The sequence below is a fragment of the Sphingomonas rhizophila genome, from assembly GCF_014396585.1.
Classification (GTDB): domain Bacteria; phylum Pseudomonadota; class Alphaproteobacteria; order Sphingomonadales; family Sphingomonadaceae; genus Sphingomicrobium; species Sphingomicrobium rhizophilum.
Genome location: NZ_CP060717.1, coordinates 2,292,329 through 2,306,246, shown reverse-complemented (window position 1 = coordinate 2,306,246; position 13,918 = coordinate 2,292,329). Strand labels below are relative to the sequence as shown.

The 13,918-nt window shown below is 66.1% G+C and carries 14 protein-coding genes, 1 tRNA gene and 2 pseudogenes; 4 read left to right on the top strand and 13 right to left on the bottom strand.

Annotation, left to right across the window (positions count from 1 at the left end):
* Positions 1 to 7 precede the first annotated feature (7 nt).
* The 4 genes and pseudogenes from H9L12_RS11810 to ftsE all read right to left on the bottom strand — a co-directional run bounded on the left by H9L12_RS11810 (position 8) and on the right by ftsE (position 2,817).
* Positions 8 to 691 carry a lysophospholipid acyltransferase family protein gene (locus H9L12_RS11810; protein ID WP_223177174.1) on the bottom strand — a complete coding sequence of 228 codons (684 nt, stop codon included), beginning with the start codon at positions 689 to 691 and terminating at the stop codon, positions 8 to 10.
* Positions 688 to 1,224, bottom strand: coding sequence for a YdcF family protein (locus tag H9L12_RS11805; RefSeq protein WP_187541894.1), 537 nt, complete (start codon positions 1,222 to 1,224; stop codon positions 688 to 690). The genes H9L12_RS11810 and H9L12_RS11805 overlap by 4 nt, the downstream gene beginning before the upstream one ends.
* On the bottom strand, positions 1,221 to 2,099 hold the full coding sequence (locus tag H9L12_RS11800; protein WP_187541893.1) for a cell division FtsX domain-containing protein: 879 nt from the start codon (positions 2,097 to 2,099) through the stop codon (positions 1,221 to 1,223). Before H9L12_RS11800 ends, H9L12_RS11805 begins: the two co-directional genes overlap by 4 nt.
* Positions 2,096 to 2,817 (bottom strand): annotated as a pseudogene (gene ftsE, locus H9L12_RS11795) (cell division ATP-binding protein FtsE). The gene H9L12_RS11800 and the pseudogene ftsE overlap by 4 nt, the downstream one beginning before the upstream one ends.
* A gap of 115 nt (positions 2,818 to 2,932) precedes the next feature.
* Between ftsE and H9L12_RS11790 the strand changes: the two are divergent.
* Positions 2,933 to 3,835, top strand: a complete 903-nt coding sequence (locus H9L12_RS11790) for a zinc-ribbon domain-containing protein (RefSeq protein ID WP_187541892.1) — start codon at positions 2,933 to 2,935, stop codon at positions 3,833 to 3,835.
* Here H9L12_RS11790 and H9L12_RS11785 read toward each other — a convergent pair whose 3' ends face one another.
* Entirely contained in the window at positions 3,836 to 4,060 is a 225-nt protein-coding gene (locus tag H9L12_RS11785) for a hypothetical protein (protein ID WP_187541891.1), read from the bottom strand.
* 158 nt (positions 4,061 to 4,218) lie between these two features.
* Here H9L12_RS11785 and H9L12_RS11780 point away from each other — a divergent pair.
* Positions 4,219 to 4,305: transfer RNA gene (locus H9L12_RS11780), tRNA-Leu, on the top strand.
* 65 nt (positions 4,306 to 4,370) lie between these two features.
* Here the strand turns inward: H9L12_RS11780 and H9L12_RS11775 are convergent.
* The 6 genes from H9L12_RS11775 to H9L12_RS11750 all read right to left on the bottom strand — a co-directional run bounded on the left by H9L12_RS11775 (position 4,371) and on the right by H9L12_RS11750 (position 10,194).
* A complete protein-coding gene (locus tag H9L12_RS11775; protein ID WP_187541890.1) occupies positions 4,371 to 4,586 on the bottom strand; it encodes a peptidase associated/transthyretin-like domain-containing protein in 216 nt (71 codons plus the stop codon).
* Complete coding sequence (locus H9L12_RS11770; RefSeq protein ID WP_187541889.1) at positions 4,583 to 7,093, bottom strand: hypothetical protein; 2,511 nt, start codon at positions 7,091 to 7,093, stop codon at positions 4,583 to 4,585. The genes H9L12_RS11775 and H9L12_RS11770 overlap by 4 nt, the downstream gene beginning before the upstream one ends.
* A 23-nt stretch (positions 7,094 to 7,116) precedes the next feature.
* Positions 7,117 to 7,938 (bottom strand): fimbrial biogenesis chaperone, encoded by an 822-nt coding sequence (locus tag H9L12_RS11765; RefSeq protein WP_187541888.1) that lies wholly within the window; start codon positions 7,936 to 7,938, stop codon positions 7,117 to 7,119.
* 155 nt (positions 7,939 to 8,093) lie between these two features.
* Positions 8,094 to 8,657: a DUF4402 domain-containing protein gene (locus H9L12_RS11760; protein WP_187541887.1), complete on the bottom strand. Its 564-nt coding sequence runs from the start codon at positions 8,655 to 8,657 to the stop codon at positions 8,094 to 8,096.
* Between the two features lie 202 nt (positions 8,658 to 8,859).
* Positions 8,860 to 9,447 carry a DUF4402 domain-containing protein gene (locus H9L12_RS11755; protein WP_187541886.1) on the bottom strand — a complete coding sequence of 196 codons (588 nt, stop codon included), beginning with the start codon at positions 9,445 to 9,447 and terminating at the stop codon, positions 8,860 to 8,862.
* 165 nt (positions 9,448 to 9,612) lie between these two features.
* The gene (locus H9L12_RS11750; protein ID WP_187541885.1) at positions 9,613 to 10,194 is read right to left on the bottom strand and encodes a DUF4402 domain-containing protein; all 582 of its coding nucleotides are present in this window, start codon (positions 10,192 to 10,194) and stop codon (positions 9,613 to 9,615) included.
* A gap of 28 nt (positions 10,195 to 10,222) precedes the next feature.
* Here H9L12_RS11750 and msrB point away from each other — a divergent pair, with 28 nt between their 5' ends.
* Together msrB and H9L12_RS11740 are read left to right on the top strand one after the other, a co-directional pair.
* A complete protein-coding gene (gene msrB, locus H9L12_RS11745) occupies positions 10,223 to 10,648 on the top strand; it encodes a peptide-methionine (R)-S-oxide reductase MsrB (RefSeq protein ID WP_187541884.1) in 426 nt (141 codons plus the stop codon).
* 49 nt (positions 10,649 to 10,697) lie between these two features.
* A pseudogene (locus H9L12_RS11740) lies at positions 10,698 to 12,802 on the top strand (transglycosylase domain-containing protein).
* On the opposite strand, the gene H9L12_RS11735 reads toward H9L12_RS11740, so the two are convergent.
* Both H9L12_RS11735 and H9L12_RS11730 read right to left on the bottom strand, forming a co-directional pair.
* The gene (locus H9L12_RS11735; protein WP_187541883.1) at positions 12,749 to 13,486 is read right to left on the bottom strand and encodes a M48 family metallopeptidase; all 738 of its coding nucleotides are present in this window, start codon (positions 13,484 to 13,486) and stop codon (positions 12,749 to 12,751) included. The pseudogene H9L12_RS11740 and the gene H9L12_RS11735 overlap by 54 nt on opposite strands.
* Positions 13,443 to 13,880 (bottom strand): YcgN family cysteine cluster protein, encoded by a 438-nt coding sequence (locus H9L12_RS11730; RefSeq protein WP_187541882.1) that lies wholly within the window; start codon positions 13,878 to 13,880, stop codon positions 13,443 to 13,445. Before H9L12_RS11730 ends, H9L12_RS11735 begins: the two co-directional genes overlap by 44 nt.
* Positions 13,881 to 13,918 lie beyond the last annotated feature (38 nt).

Sequence of the window (13,918 nt, the reverse complement as noted above, 5' to 3'; positions counted from 1 at the left end):
GTGCAACCTAGTTCAGGGCGTTGATCGCGGCGTGGACGCGTCGTTCGATGTCTTCGCGCTTCAGGCCTGCCGGTATCGGTTCGCCCACCTTGAAGCGGATGACGCCACTTTTCTTCACGAATCCCCGGGGCCAGACCCGGCCGCTGTCCAGCGCGACCGGCACCACCGGAAGCCCGAGCGCTCGGTAGAGGCCGGCGAACCCCGGGCGAAGCGGGGGCGCGGTGCCGGTGGGAACGCGGGTGCCTTCCGGGAAGATGATCACCGGCCGGCCCTGCGCCGCGGCGGCCCGCGCCTGTCCCATCATCTCCCGCAGCGCCTTGGCGCCGGCGTCCCGATCGACGCCAATCACCCCATACTGCCGCGCCGCGCGGCCCCACAGCGGCATTTCCGACAGTTCGCGCTTCATCACCACGACCGGCAGCCGGGCGAAGCGGAGCGTGTCGACCGCTTCGACCATCGCTTCGTGCTTGGCGGCGATCAGGAACGGGCCGGGCGGGATTTCTCCGTCCCATTCAAAGCGGATCGCAAGGATTTTCCGAACCAGCCAATAGTGGAACAGCGCCCAGCCGTGAACGAGGCGCCGGACCGGGGCGTCACCGAAAGGGGTGGCCGCCATGATCGCCAGCACGAACAGCAGTGTCCCCGGATAGAAGATCAATGCGAACAGGAGCGAGCGAAGAACCGCCATCAGATATCCAGACCCACGCTGAGCCGCCGAAGCAGGTATTTGTTATACTCGGCGAAAAGGGTCATCAGCCCGGGCTCCGTCCGGACGGCGTCCGGGACGATGACGATTTTTTTGTCCAGCGCATGCCGGAATTCATATTCGGCGCGGCGCATGTGCCAGTCGCTGGTGACCAGCCGAAGCGATGTGTAGCCGTGCTTGGTGAGCCAGCGGCGGGCCTCTTCCGCGTTCGACCGCGTATCGACTGACTCCGAGCCAAGATCGACGCAGCAGCGGAACAGCTTGCGCTTGCCACCGATGCGGCGGACGAGGTCGTCCTTGGTCACCGACGGGTCGGCGCCGGCGATCAACATGCGCTTTGCCTTTCCCTTGGCCATGAGTTCTATGCCGCGCTCGATCCGGCCCGGCCCACCGGTAATAACGACAATCGCCTGCGTCTTGGGTGCGTCCGCCTCCGCCGGCGCGGCGAGCGTTACGCTGAACAAGGCGAAGCCGAGTCCGTAGAGCAGCAGCAGGAAGGCGGCGGCGCGGGCGATCACAGGCTGGCCCGAAGCGAATGGAGAATGGTTCGCCGCGCCACCACGGTCGCCAGCGCCGCGCCGATAAACGGCAGCAACGCGAGCAGGGTCAGGTCGAGCGTGCCGAGCAACCGCCCGCCGGTCCATTCCCCGGCGCTGGCAAGGCTGCCCGCCGAAATCAGCAGCAGGGCAATCCCCGCCGCAAGGGCGCCGGCAAGGCCGCCGGCGAGCGCGTCAACCGCGATCTTTCTCTGGAACAGCCGCGTGATCTGTTCATCGGTGGCGCCAATCCCGTGCATGACCTCGATCGTGGCGCGATGCGCGGCGAGCGCGCTGCGCGTCGCCAGCACGACCGCCGAGGCCGTTGCCAGGGCGACCAGCGCGACGATCGCCGCCGACAGCCAGGCCAGTGAATTGACGGCGCGAAGCATCGGGCCGAGCCGACCGCTGTTGCTGATGAGTTCGGCCTGCGGCACGGCGCGCTTCAAGGCGGCAGCGACCGGCTGCACCGCGGCACCGGGCGCGAGTTCGACATCGATCAGGACCGGTATTGGCAGCGCGGCGTCCGGATCGCGCGCGGACGGGCCAAGCCAGCGTTCCAGCGTCCGGCGCAACTCCGCTTCCGGCACCGGCGTCACACTGACGACGCCAGGGGCGGCGCGGAGTGCCGCAACCGCGGCAGCCCCGGTCGAACGGCCGTCGGTGATCTGCGCCATGTGACGACGAGCGACACCCTCGCTGACCAGCCGGGCACTGCCGGCAAGGGCCAGGCCCGCGGCTGCGACGCTGAGCATCACGAACATCATGATCGCAATCAGCCAGGCGGTCGGCCCGGAGAAGCGACCACCGCCGAGCAGGCGCCGCTCGTATGGCGTACCGAGCAACCGCTCGATCATGACGCGACATCCCGGAATTGGCGTGCGACCGGCGGGTTACGCAAGGCCCCGGTCGGATCGACAAGGTTGCCGTTCTCTAGCCGGATAAGCTGCGCGCCCGGGGTCGCGGTGATGAGACCGAGGTCGTGGGTAGCGACGATGACGGTCGTTCCGAGGCGATTGAGACCGGTCAGGAGGCTGAGGATCCGTTGCGCCATGGCCGCATCGACGTTGCCCGTGGGCTCGTCCGCGACGAGAATGTCGGGCTGGCCGATGACCGCGCGGGCAATCGCCACGCGCTGCTGCTCACCCCCGACAGGGTCGGAGGACGGGCGCTGGCGCGGTCGGCGAGACCGACCCACGCGAGCATTTCACGAACCGGCCCTTCGAGTTCGGCCTCGCTTCGGCCCGCGACGCGCAGGGGCAGCGCGACGTTGTCGAACGCCGACAGATGCTTGACCAGCCGGAAGTCCTGGAAAACCACCCCGATGCGGCGGCGGTGAGCGGGCATCTCCTCACGCGGGGCGTCGGACATTTCCTCGCCGAATAGCCGGATGCGGCCTCTCGACGGGCGCTGAGCCAGATAAAGCAGCTTCAGGAGGGACGTCTTGCCCGCACCCGACGCGCCGGTCAGAAAATAGAATCCGCCCTTGGCCAGCCGGAAGTCGAGGTCGCGAAGCACCTCCCCTCCCGTACCGTAACGCAACCCCACCCGGTCGAACTCGACGATCGTTTCCAGCGCCTACGCTCCCGCTTGTCCTGCCCAAGCTGTCGCACAGCGTGCGCTGCCTTGCCAAGGCGGGCGCGTTGCTGTTTACCCGCATTAACGCCCCTCGGGAGGATATTCGAAGCCCATGATCCTGACCTGTCCCGAGTGTGACACCAAATATGTGGTCAAGGACGGGGCGATCCCACCGGGCGGGCGACAGGTCCGTTGCGCATCGTGCAAGCACAGCTGGCACGAGCCCGGTCCCGACGAAATGGCGCAGCCGGCGGAACGTGACGTCATGACGCCGGCCCCTGAAGGGAACGCCGGACAATTCCATGTCGATGCGCCGCCCGTCGACGAGGAGTTGGGCGGCCCGCCGCAAAGCAATCCCGACCTACCGGACGAGCCGCCGGTCGCCGATCTCCCTGCGGAGGTGGCTGGCGACCAGGGTGTCGCTGATTATCGCGAACCGGCCGTGGAGCCGGACCAGCGTCTGTATGAGCAGGTCGACACCGAAAGCGACCCGGTCGCTGCCGTTCCGGTCGAACAGTCCTACGAGCCCGCCTACGAGCCGCTATCGACGAGCGAGGACGCCGAGGACTTCGCCATCCCGCAGTTCGAGGAAGAGCGGACAGGCCGCGGATTGCGAACGGCCGTGGTCGTCCTGCTGCTGGTCGCCGCTGCCGTGGCTGCCTTCTGGTTCCTGGCGCCGGCCGAGCTGAAATCTCGTGTCGGGATGGCGGGCGCCGGAACGACGCCGCTGGAGGTGATGCTGACGACCAGCGACCGCCAGAAGCTGGCGAGCGGCAACGAACTGCTGGCGATCAGTGGTCGGGTCATCAATCCGACCGACGAAACCCAGACGGTACCGCCGATCCGCGCCTCGCTGCGCAACAAGGCGACCCGGAAGCTGGTCTATGAGTGGACCATCGCCCCGCCGGCCGCGTCGCTCCCGCCGCGGGGCAGCGCCAATTTCAACAGCGCCGAAGTCGACATTCCCGAGGGCGGCGACGAACTGACCGTTACGCTGGGCGGCGCGAAGAGCTGATCATTCGAATTCGTAGAGGCGGATGACCGTGCTTCCACCACCGGGAAGCGCGACCGTTGCATCGCGCGCCGTCATCATTGCGGCCGGCGGGCCGTAGGCAGCCCCGATCAGGGCGGGCGTGACGATGGTCACAGCGGCAGTGCCGTGTGCGGTGACCGCGGGGCGCGGTGACGGCGCCGACGTTGCCGCGGCAGTTGAAAGCAGCAGGAGCGAAAGGGCGCCCATGCGTCCGACTACGCACGGTGCGGCGAGAAGGTAAACGACCCATTTACCACTGTCCCGAGGATGGACAGGTTTTCGCCCGTTGCGCAGGCGATATCGCTTTGCTAGAGGCCGCGCCTTGCCAGAGCCGTGGGCAGCTTGTCCGCGGCTATTTCACGAGTGCGGTCGTGGCGGAACTGGTAGACGCGCAACGTTGAGGTCGTTGTGGCCGAAAGGCCGTGGAAGTTCGAGTCTTCTCGACCGCACCACTTTTTGCCGAAGCGCCCAGTCGGGCGTGGCCCGAAACCCGAAACGTCGTGCGAGACGACTTTTGCTACTGGGCCGATGCCAGGCGTGGCGCCGGGATGACCTTCACCATGCCAAGCCTAACGACGGGGCGATCGCGCCCGACGATTGCTCTGGTGGCTAGGTCGCGCGGTGCATTGATCGCTTCGGCCGTGGCAGCAGCAAGGCGCAGGGTGTAGCGGCCGTATTTGACGCGTTCGAATAGGAAATAGCCGTCGAGGTCGGAGCGGGTTATCGCGATCACCTGGCCGGCTTCATCGAGCAGCTCGATGTCCAGCCCCTCATACTCGCGATGATCCTCGTGAACCGCGATGCCTTCGATCGATCCGCCCCGACCAGCGCGATATCGACCGTCGCAGGAACGCCCGGGCGCGGAACGATCAGTTGGGCGGGTTTCGCCGGTGTCAGCGCAGGGTTGTCCAGGCTGGTCTGGTCAATGCCGATGGCGACCGGAACGAAGGGCGGCAGCCCACCGACCGTGAGTTCGCCCTTCGAATCGGTCGATCGGTCGATCGGGCGGGTGCCGGTGGTTATCATCGCCTTGACCGCGACCGGCTCGCCGTCGTCACGGACGCCATTTTCATTGAGGTCCTCGAAGACGCGGGCGCGTACCGCCCCGGTGCTGGCCAGCTTGTCGCTGGTTGGCCGGAAATTGCCGCGGAACGGGTCCATCGAGAAGCTGAGGCTGATCCCCGCGGCGACCGAACGGTCGCTGGCGACCTCGCCGGTCAGCGCGACGTTCATCAGGTCGAACCGGCGGACGTGGCTTACCCGTCCGCGCACCCTGCTGAGGTCAGCCTCGTACGCGACTCCCGCTTCCCAATCAGCGCGATCGCCGGCTGACCAGTTGGCGGTGATCTCGGCGTTGCGGAAGCGCGCTTCGGGCTTGATGTCCCATCGCGAGGTACCGCGCAGGCGCACCCGGCCGATCCGGGCGGTTCCGATCAGCATCGTGTCCAGCCGTTCGCGTGCAATGTCGCCATCTGCGGCCACGGCTTTCAACTCGCGCTGGTAATGAGTTTCGGTCGACAGGTTGAATCGACCGATCTGGGCGCCGAGACGGGTGCTGGCATCGAGCGCGCTGGTGCCATCGATGCGGTTGAGTAGCCTGACGTCGGCGCCGATCGGGATCGCCACGGCGCCAAGCTTGACCGGGGCCGACACGCCGAGCCGGTGCTCGCTTCGCAAGGCTTTCTCCGTGCCCGTCCCCAATCGAGCGGCGCCAAAGCCATTGGTGTAGAAGGATGCGGCGTTGATGTTCACGGCGCCCACCTTGGTCGCGACCTGAGCGCGAGCGGCGAGGCGGCCATTCGTGTCGAGCGCTCCGCCGACTTCGACCAGCGCGCTTCCCAGCGACCTTCGAACCGAGCCTTCAAGGAAAGTCACCCGCTCGTCCTGAATCATGGACGAGCGGATCAGCGCCCCGACAGACGTGCGATCGTCGACGCCATACTGGACGTCGAGGCTAAGTTCCGGCGCCTTGTTGGAAACAGCCGCCGCCGTGCCGGGCGGCGGATCTTCCTTTTTCTGGAAATCGATCAGGTCGAGTCCGGGCTGGCGAACACCGGCCCAGTACCAGAGTTTGCCTGGCGGCACATTGTCGCGGCCGACGTTGACCGCTTCGTGCCGCCGAAGCACCTGGCCTTGCGGGCCGTAGAGGACGATCTCGAACTCGTTGTCGCCATAGAGCATCTCGACATCGCGAAAATGATAGCGGCCGTCGCTGGACGATCCGTCATCGAAGCCGAGCAATGCACCGTTGCGATAGAGTTCAGCATCCCAACCGGGCTGGAGCTCGCCGGTGAATTCCGTTCGGTCGAACGTTCCCGGGTGGGTCAGCGGGCGGTTGGTGAGGACCGCGCCGCGACCGGTCCCGCTGCCCCCGCCGAAAGCGGAGGCGAGTCCCTCGACATCGCCAACTGCCGCATGGGTCGCTTGCAAGGGGCCGAGCAGGCCTGCATCGGGGTCAGACCGGAACAGGGTGGCGCGGACCGACGTGGGCAAGCCCGCCAAGTCGCTCTGGATGGCGGCGGTATAGCTCATCGCGGCGACTTCGCCCGCGGCATAGACCGAGGCGGACCGGTCGACTTTGGCCCCGCCATGGGCGCGATAAGTGACGCCGGCATTGACGATGAACTCCAACGCCGGGGCACGCCACATGCGATAGGGAAGCCGGACATGGGGTATGCCGGAAAGGTCGACCGCCGCCGTCCGCTTCAGACTTGCGGCGCGATTGCGGCGCTCCATCGCGAGTTCGACGGGCAGCTTGTCCTTCGCTTCGAGAACCAGCATCGACACCGAACGGTCCGGTCGGACTCCAATCGAGAACCAGCGTGCCAGCGCTTCGGTCGAGACGCACCACCCTTCCGGGACCTCGCGAACGTCGGTTGTTGCAAATGCTTCGCGTTTGCCTTTGATTTCGGCCGTTCTCGTCGCGGTGTCGATGCTGATGCTGTTGTCCTGGCGGAATGCCCAGCCGCTGGCTTTGTGCGATTGGAGGTCGATCTTCATCGGCACGTCGAGAGCGGTGAGGAAGTCGCCGAACACGACGCAGGTGCCCTGCGGGGTCGCGTAGGCGCGGACGCCATCCCCCAGCGACAGGTGGCGGATCGACACGTCGAGCAGATATTGTTCTTCCGGATCGGCGGTCCAGCCGTCGTTGACCGGCGAGGAGGCAGGCAAGCCGGCCCCGACGCTGGCCAACGCCAGCACGGCCAGGGCCTTGCCCCATGCGCGCCGCCAGAACTGCATCGGATCGCCCCCGCGCGTCCGTCCTAGCGGAGCGTCGCGCTGGTTTCGGCGGCGAGAGTCGCGCCGTTGTCGGTCACTTCATAATATTGCACCGTGACCGGACCGGCGATCGGCCCCTTGTAGTCGGCGGACACCGGGACCGAGACCTTGCGGGTCGACAATTCCTTATAGACCGCGACGCCCTTCAGAACCGCAACCGGATCCTTGACGCCCGGCTTGATCACCCGGACTTCGCCATAGGTCGAGCGGGTACCGTTGCGGGTCAACTGTAGCGTGACGAGCTTCCTGCCCTTGTCCTGCTCGAACTGGACGTCGGCGATTCCTGCCTTGGCCTCGAGGCTGCCGAGGCGAACGATGACGGGAATGGTGACGCCGTAGACCGGGATCAGCTTGAAGGCGAGGCCCGACGCCTGGGTCGGCGCCGTCACCGGCGTCGGATCCGGAATGGCACGGAACAGCAAGTGGATACGGTACTCCCCGTCGGGCAGGCCTTGCGGCGCGCGCGCCGAAACCCGGACGGCCTGCGGGCTGTTGGGTGGCAGGGTGACCTTGCGGGGCGCGAACACCACCATGTCCTGCGCCGCCTTTTCGTCGGCGCTGGGATTCGTGACCTCGACCAGCACTCCTTCGGGAGTCATCCGGCGAAGTTCGGCGGACACGCGATAAGTCGCGGTAGCGTCGCCGATGTTCTTCAGGATGATTTCCGTTCCTCGGCCGCCGTTCAGGATGATGCGCGTCGGCGCGACCAGCAGGTCGCCGACACCGGCGCGCGCCGGTTGAGACGTCGCGGTCGCAATGGTGACGGCGCCGAGCGCCAGGGCACGAACGAAAGGCGAAAAGGACATGACATTCTCCAGGGCGCCGCCGACCGGGCGGCTTTGAAGGAATGTTGGTCCAAAATGGTTATCAACCGGCTAACCATCGCCGCGAGATCAGCAAAAAAGTGGGGCGGCCGGCACATGCCAACCGCCCCCTTGCCGGTCGAGCTGAATGACCGGGCTTATTGGTAGTCGGCGGTCACCGTAAAGGTGCCGGAATAGCTACCTGCTTCCGTCGCCTGAGTGATCGTCAACGAACCTCCCACATAGTAGTTGGTACCCGGGAAACCCGAGTTTGGAAGCTGGGTTACATAAACGCCGCTGGCGTTGTTGGCGGCTAGGCTATTGCTGGTCGTCATCGTCAACGTCGGCGCCGCGCCGCCCCCGGTCCAGCTGGTATTTGTCAGTGTCACGGTCAGCGGGATCGTGAGGTTGAGCGGCGTGTTGTTCGTGCCCTGGAGGTTGAACATGGCCGCCGTCGGCGTCCCCGAGCAGGTGAACCCCGTCTGGCAGTAGGTGCCGGTCTGAGTCGCGGCGGGCTGGATGGTGAAGGTGTTGCTGAAGGTCGCGGTGCTCGGCGTGATCAGCGTACCGATGGCTATCGTGCCGCCACCGGTCAGCACCAGCGGCTTGACGATCTTGGCATTGACCGTCGCGTTGGCGGTCGCGGCCTTGGCGGCAACCGGCAAGGCCATCGTGACCGAAACGGCGGCGATCGAGGCGAGCAGGCGGATGGAATTTTTCACGGTTCAATCTCCCGTCCTGTCCGCGCGTGGTTCGCGAACAAGGTCACCGCGCTGTTAACCCTAAGATCCTTTCCATCCGCTTCGGAGACATGGTTAGCGGACATTTAACTTTTGCGACGCGGGCAAAAAGAAAGGGCGGGAAACATTAAGCTTCCCGCCCTTCGAACCGCGCCGCTGAGGGCGGCGCTATGTGGGGTCCGACTTACTGGTAGTCGGCGCTGATCGTGAAGGTGCCGCTGTAGACACCGTCAACGTTCGCGGCGTCGACACCCAGGGTACCGCCGACAAAAACCGTCGCGGCGCCGCCGGCGAGAAGGACGTCGGCCGTGCCGTCACCGTTCGAATCGGTGGTGTCCGACAGAGTCAGCTGGAGCGGGACGACGTCGGCCGGGACGCCCGCACTGCCACCGACGCGGACGAGGTCGATCGTGTCGGCGGCGAACGAGACGTTGACGCTCGAATCGACCGAACCGGTGATGTCGTACCGGGCGCGGTGCGGCGTGCCGCTGCAGTTCCAGGTCGTCGCCGCGCCGCAGACGTCGGCGGGGGTCGGTGCGGCCGAGGCATCGATGATGAAGTCATGCGAGGCACGGGTGCCGAACGTGCCGACGAGGATGCCGAAATCGACGACCGCGTCAGTGGCGGTGGGCGCTTCGATCGTCAGCGGCGAATAGATCTTCACCGTCGCGGTGCCGTCGGCGCTTACCGGAGCAGCAAGCGCCGGCGTCGCGGCCAGGGCCGAAGCGGCGACGGTCGCGGCCAGTGCGGCCTTGTTGAAAAAGTTGGTCATGGTCAAAAAATTCCCCACAGGTTCCCAAAACTATTCGGCTGTCGAACCGGTCGGCCCGTCATCCGTACCGTGGCATTAACCGCAACGGCTTACGGCTTTGCTCAGGCTTATGGTTACCGGATGATTCACTTTCGCGGTTGACCCTGTGGAGCCGCGTGGAAGACCTCAGAGGTAGTCGACCAGCACCGGAATATCGCCGCGAAAATCGCCGTCGAACTCGCCGCTGACCCGAAGCTCCCCTCCGATTCGGATCTTCAGCGTGCCGGCAGAATCGAGTTCGGGGAAGTCGGGCAGATCACTCTGAATCGATTCGATCCGGATCGTGCCGCCCCTGAGACCGTAGAGTTCGATCGACCGCGGGAGGTCGACGCGGATGGCCCGTCCCGGTTCGCCGCGAATCGAGATTTCCCCGGCGACCGACCGGGCGCCAAGCGGGGCGACGGCGCCAGTCGCTGCGGTCGTACCGTCCGGCCGGAGCAGGGCGCTTCCGAAGCCCGGACCAGTAAGGATCAGGCGATCGAAGTCGATGGTCGACACCACTTCCAGCCGAATCGGCTTGTCCGAGGAGCCCGCCGAATCCGGCGTCGTGGTCGGCGTCGAGCACAGGCGGCACTGCGCCGCTGCGGCGGCAGGCACGACCAGACCGCTCGCGCAGAGCGCGAGTAACGGCATCAGGGCGCGAAGACGGCCGACCATGGCGTAAGGGGTATTGGGCAGGCGTGAAAACAGGGTTAACGCGGTTTTCACCCTTGGCATTGTCTTGAAGGAGGAGCGTATGGCCGACAAGCGCAGCGACGCCGAATGGCAGGCGCGGCTGACCCCCGAACAGTTTCGAATCCTGCGGCAGGCCGGCACCGAGCCGCCCGGCAGCGGCGCCCTGCTCCACAACAAGGAAAAGGGCCGCTATCGCTGCGCGGCATGCGGCGCGGACCTGTTCGACAGTGCCACCAAATATGACAGCGGTTCGGGCTGGCCAAGCTTCACCGCGCCGGCGAGCGAGGCCGCGGTCGAGGAAAAGCAGGACCACAGCCACGGCATGGAACGCACCGAAGTGCGCTGCGCGAGGTGCGAGGGACACTTGGGCCACGTCTTCCCGGACGGCCCGGGACCTGACGGCCTCCGCTATTGCATCAACTCCGCCTCGCTGGCGTTCGACGCCAGGCAGGACGACGAAGCGGCTAAGGACAACGACCAGCGTTGAGCCGCGCCCCTTGTCGGCTGGCAGATGAACGAATAACCCTCAGGCCTTGATGGCTCGTTCCCCCACGCCCTCCGCCGGCCGCGGCTTCTTCGGCAAGGCCATTCGCTGGGGGCTCGCCCTCGCTGCGCTTGGCCTCATCGTCCTTGGCATCTCCGTTGCCGTGGCGATGGCCTCGTTGCCGGAATATTCGCAACTCCAGAAGCGCACCGACCTTGGCCAGCGCATCCGGGTTCGCGCCGCCGACGGCACCATCCTAGTCGCACTGGGCCCGAGCTTCGGCCGCTGGCTCCGCTACGAAGAAATCCCCGCGACGATGCGAAGCGCGATGATTTCCGTCGAGGACAAGCGTTTCCGCAGCCACATCGGCGTCGATCCGATCGGCGTGGCCCGTTCGTTCAAGGTGCGCCTGGAACAGGGCCGCTGGCGGCAGGGCGGATCGACCATCACGCAGCAGCTGGCGCGCAACATCTTCCTCACCAACAGCCGCACCTTCGGACGCAAGATCCGCGAGGCGATTCTGGCCCTGGCGATCGAGCGCAAATTCTCGAAGAACCAAATCCTCGAGCTCTACCTCAACCGCGTTTACTTCGGCGGTGGCGCCTATGGCATCGATGCCGCCAGCAACACCTTCTTCGGGCATGGCGCGGACCACCTCAGCCTTGGCGAGGCAGCGATCATCGCCGGGCTGGTCAAGGCGCCATCGAACTATTCGCCGACCGCCGACGTCGAGGCAGCGCGCGGCCGCGCTGGGGTCGTGTTGAAATCGATGGCCGACAATGGCTTCATCAGTCGCGACGCCGCCGCGTCGGTCGATGCGGCCACCATCCGGGTGCAGGTCCCGGCCAAGCAGAACAGCGTCCGCTACTTCACCGACTGGGCGCTTCCGCAACTCGACATGCTGATCGACGAGACCAGCGATCCGATCGACGTATGGACGACGCTCGACCCCGGGATGCAGGCCGCGGCCGACCGCGCCATCAACGCCAATGCGCCGCGGATGGCGCAGGGCGCACTGGTGTCGATCGACCGCGATGGCGCTGTCAGGGCAATGGTCGGGGGGCGCGACTATGTCACGTCGATCTACAACCGCGCGACCCAAGCGCAGCGACAACCGGGATCGTCGTGGAAGCTGTTCGTCTATCTCGCCGCGCTCGAATCGGGAATGAAGCCGACCGACATGCTGGAGGACAAGCCGTTCACGGTCGACGGCTGGACCCCACGCAATTCGACCAGAACCTATGCCGGGCCGGTGTCGATGCGTGAGGCCTTCTCCCGCTCGATCAACACCATCAGCGCGCAAATCGGCGCCCAAGTCGGGTTCGGCACCATCGCCGACATGGCGCGCCGCTTTGGCATTTCCAGCCCCATTTCGACCTACCCGTCGATGGTCCTCGGCAGCAGCGAGGTTCGCCTTCTGGATATGACGAAGGCGTTCGCATCGGTCAGCAACGGCGGGGTTAGCATCACCCCTTATGCCATTCGCAAGGTTGTCACCGCAGACGGGCGACTACTCTACACCCATCAGCCCGAAGAAGGCCGAGTCCTCGTCGCGCCCTATGTGGCTGCGGGATGACTGATCTGCTGCAGTCCGCTGTCCTGTCCGGCACTGGCCGCGCCGCGCAGATCGGACGACCGGTTGCGGGCAAGACGGGTACCACGTCCTCGAACAAGGACGGCTGGTTCATCGGTTTTTCGAGCGGGCTTACCACCGGCGTGTGGATGGGCCGTGACGATGCCCGGCCGGTTGGCGGCCTGCAGGGCGGCACGGCACCGGCACGGGCCTTTCGCGATTTCATGCGCGTCGCGGTGGCCCGACGCCCGGTCGAACAGTTTCAGACGGACGTGCCGATGCCCGACTGGCAGCTGGAGCCGGACGAGGAAGTGTGGGGCAACGAGATTGACGAGACCATGTTCGTCGACGAGAACGGCAATCCGATCGGTGCCGGTCCGCCGCCCGTCGACCCGTACCAGCCCGCACCGAATGGCCCGCCGCCGAGCCGTGACCAGCAATGGGTCGACGACGTCCTGAATCGACCCGTCCCGGCGCCTGCTCCACCCCCGCAGCCTCAGCAGCAGCCCCAGCAACAGCCCGATCCGCGCCTACCGCGGCAGGTGGATCCGCTTCAGCCCCGGCCCGAGCCGACGGAGCGCTGAGCGCGCCGGCTCGACCGGCCCGCCGAACAACTCCGCCTCCAGCGCGTGGAAGTCGCGGCCATGGTCCATGTGTCGGCGGTGAGCGACCTCGTGCGCGACGATGAAGCGCCGTACTTCGGGCGGAAGCATCAGCAGGCGAACGTTGTAGCGGATTTGCCCGGAGGACGAACAACTGCCCCAGCGGCTGCTCGCGTCGCCGATCGCGACCCGCGATACGGTCACGTTAGCTCGCCGGGCAATCTCGGCGGTCTCGGCAGATAGCAATCGAAGCGCCTCGGCGTGAAGCCACCGCGCGATGCGCCGTTCGAAACCATCACGCGGCCCGCCGCACCACAGCAATCCCTGCTCGCGTCGAACAGTTCGGGTTGCCCCTTCGCGCCATTCCAGACGAGCCGCCTCGCCGTCGAGCGGGATTGTTGTCCCCGGTTCCAAGGTCGACATTGGGCTCAATGTGGCCAGTTGGCGGTCGACCCAGCCGGATTGTTTCGCCACCCAGTCGAGCGCGAGTCGGCGGCTGGTGCGCGGCGGACAGGTCAGTCGCAGCGTCCCGCGTCGCTCATCGAGGCGGAGACGAAGCCGGCGAGCGCGGGGATGGACGACGAGTTCTACCGGCCATGAAAGGCCGGCGACCTGCAACGGCTCAGAGCGGCCGATCGACAAGGTGCCATTCCAGATCACCGGCATCGACCTCGCTCACCGTCCAGCCGCGCGTCGACTGGCCCGCCTGGTGCACGGTCTCGCGGCTGCCCGAAACCAGGTAATGCCATTCCGGCAGCGGTTTGCCCTCCCATCGCAAACGATAGGCACAGGTCGATGGCAGCCATTCCAGCCCGTCGAGGTTGGAACGGTCCAGCTTGACGCAATCGCTCACCAGCTTCTTTCGATTGGCGTAGTCGGTGCACTGCCCCATGCGACGGTCGAGTAGCTTGCAGGCGACATTGGTCGGGTGAAGCTGACCGGTGTCCTCGTCTTCCAGCTTGTGGAGGCAGCATCGTCCACAGCCGTCACACAAGGCTTCCCATTCGCCTGTGTCGAGCGACGCCAAGGGCTTTTCCCAAAAGGGTTTTGCGCTATTCATCGAACCGCCAGCCTTGGTCGGGCATGGCGGCGCAATCA

Excerpts from the sequence above, each read along its gene's own strand:
- H9L12_RS11730 (WP_187541882.1), bottom strand. The coding sequence starts at position 13,880 with ATGAATAGCGCAAAACCCTTTTGGGAAAAGCCCTTGGCGTCGCTCGAC.
- H9L12_RS11790 (WP_187541892.1), top strand. The coding sequence starts at position 2,933 with ATGATCCTGACCTGTCCCGAGTGTGACACCAAATATGTGGTCAAGGAC.
- H9L12_RS11765 (WP_187541888.1), bottom strand. The coding sequence starts at position 7,938 with ATGTCCTTTTCGCCTTTCGTTCGTGCCCTGGCGCTCGGCGCCGTCACC.
- H9L12_RS11800 (WP_187541893.1), bottom strand. The coding sequence starts at position 2,099 with ATGATCGAGCGGTTGCTCGGTACGCCATACGAGCGGCGCCTGCTCGGC.
- H9L12_RS11770 (WP_187541889.1), bottom strand. The coding sequence starts at position 7,093 with ATGCAGTTCTGGCGGCGCGCATGGGGCAAGGCCCTGGCCGTGCTGGCG.
- H9L12_RS11755 (WP_187541886.1), bottom strand. The coding sequence starts at position 9,447 with ATGACCAACTTTTTCAACAAGGCCGCACTGGCCGCGACCGTCGCCGCT.
- H9L12_RS11785 (WP_187541891.1), bottom strand. The coding sequence starts at position 4,060 with ATGGGCGCCCTTTCGCTCCTGCTGCTTTCAACTGCCGCGGCAACGTCG.
- msrB (WP_187541884.1), top strand. The coding sequence starts at position 10,223 with ATGGCCGACAAGCGCAGCGACGCCGAATGGCAGGCGCGGCTGACCCCC.
- H9L12_RS11735 (WP_187541883.1), bottom strand. The coding sequence starts at position 13,486 with ATGCCGGTGATCTGGAATGGCACCTTGTCGATCGGCCGCTCTGAGCCG.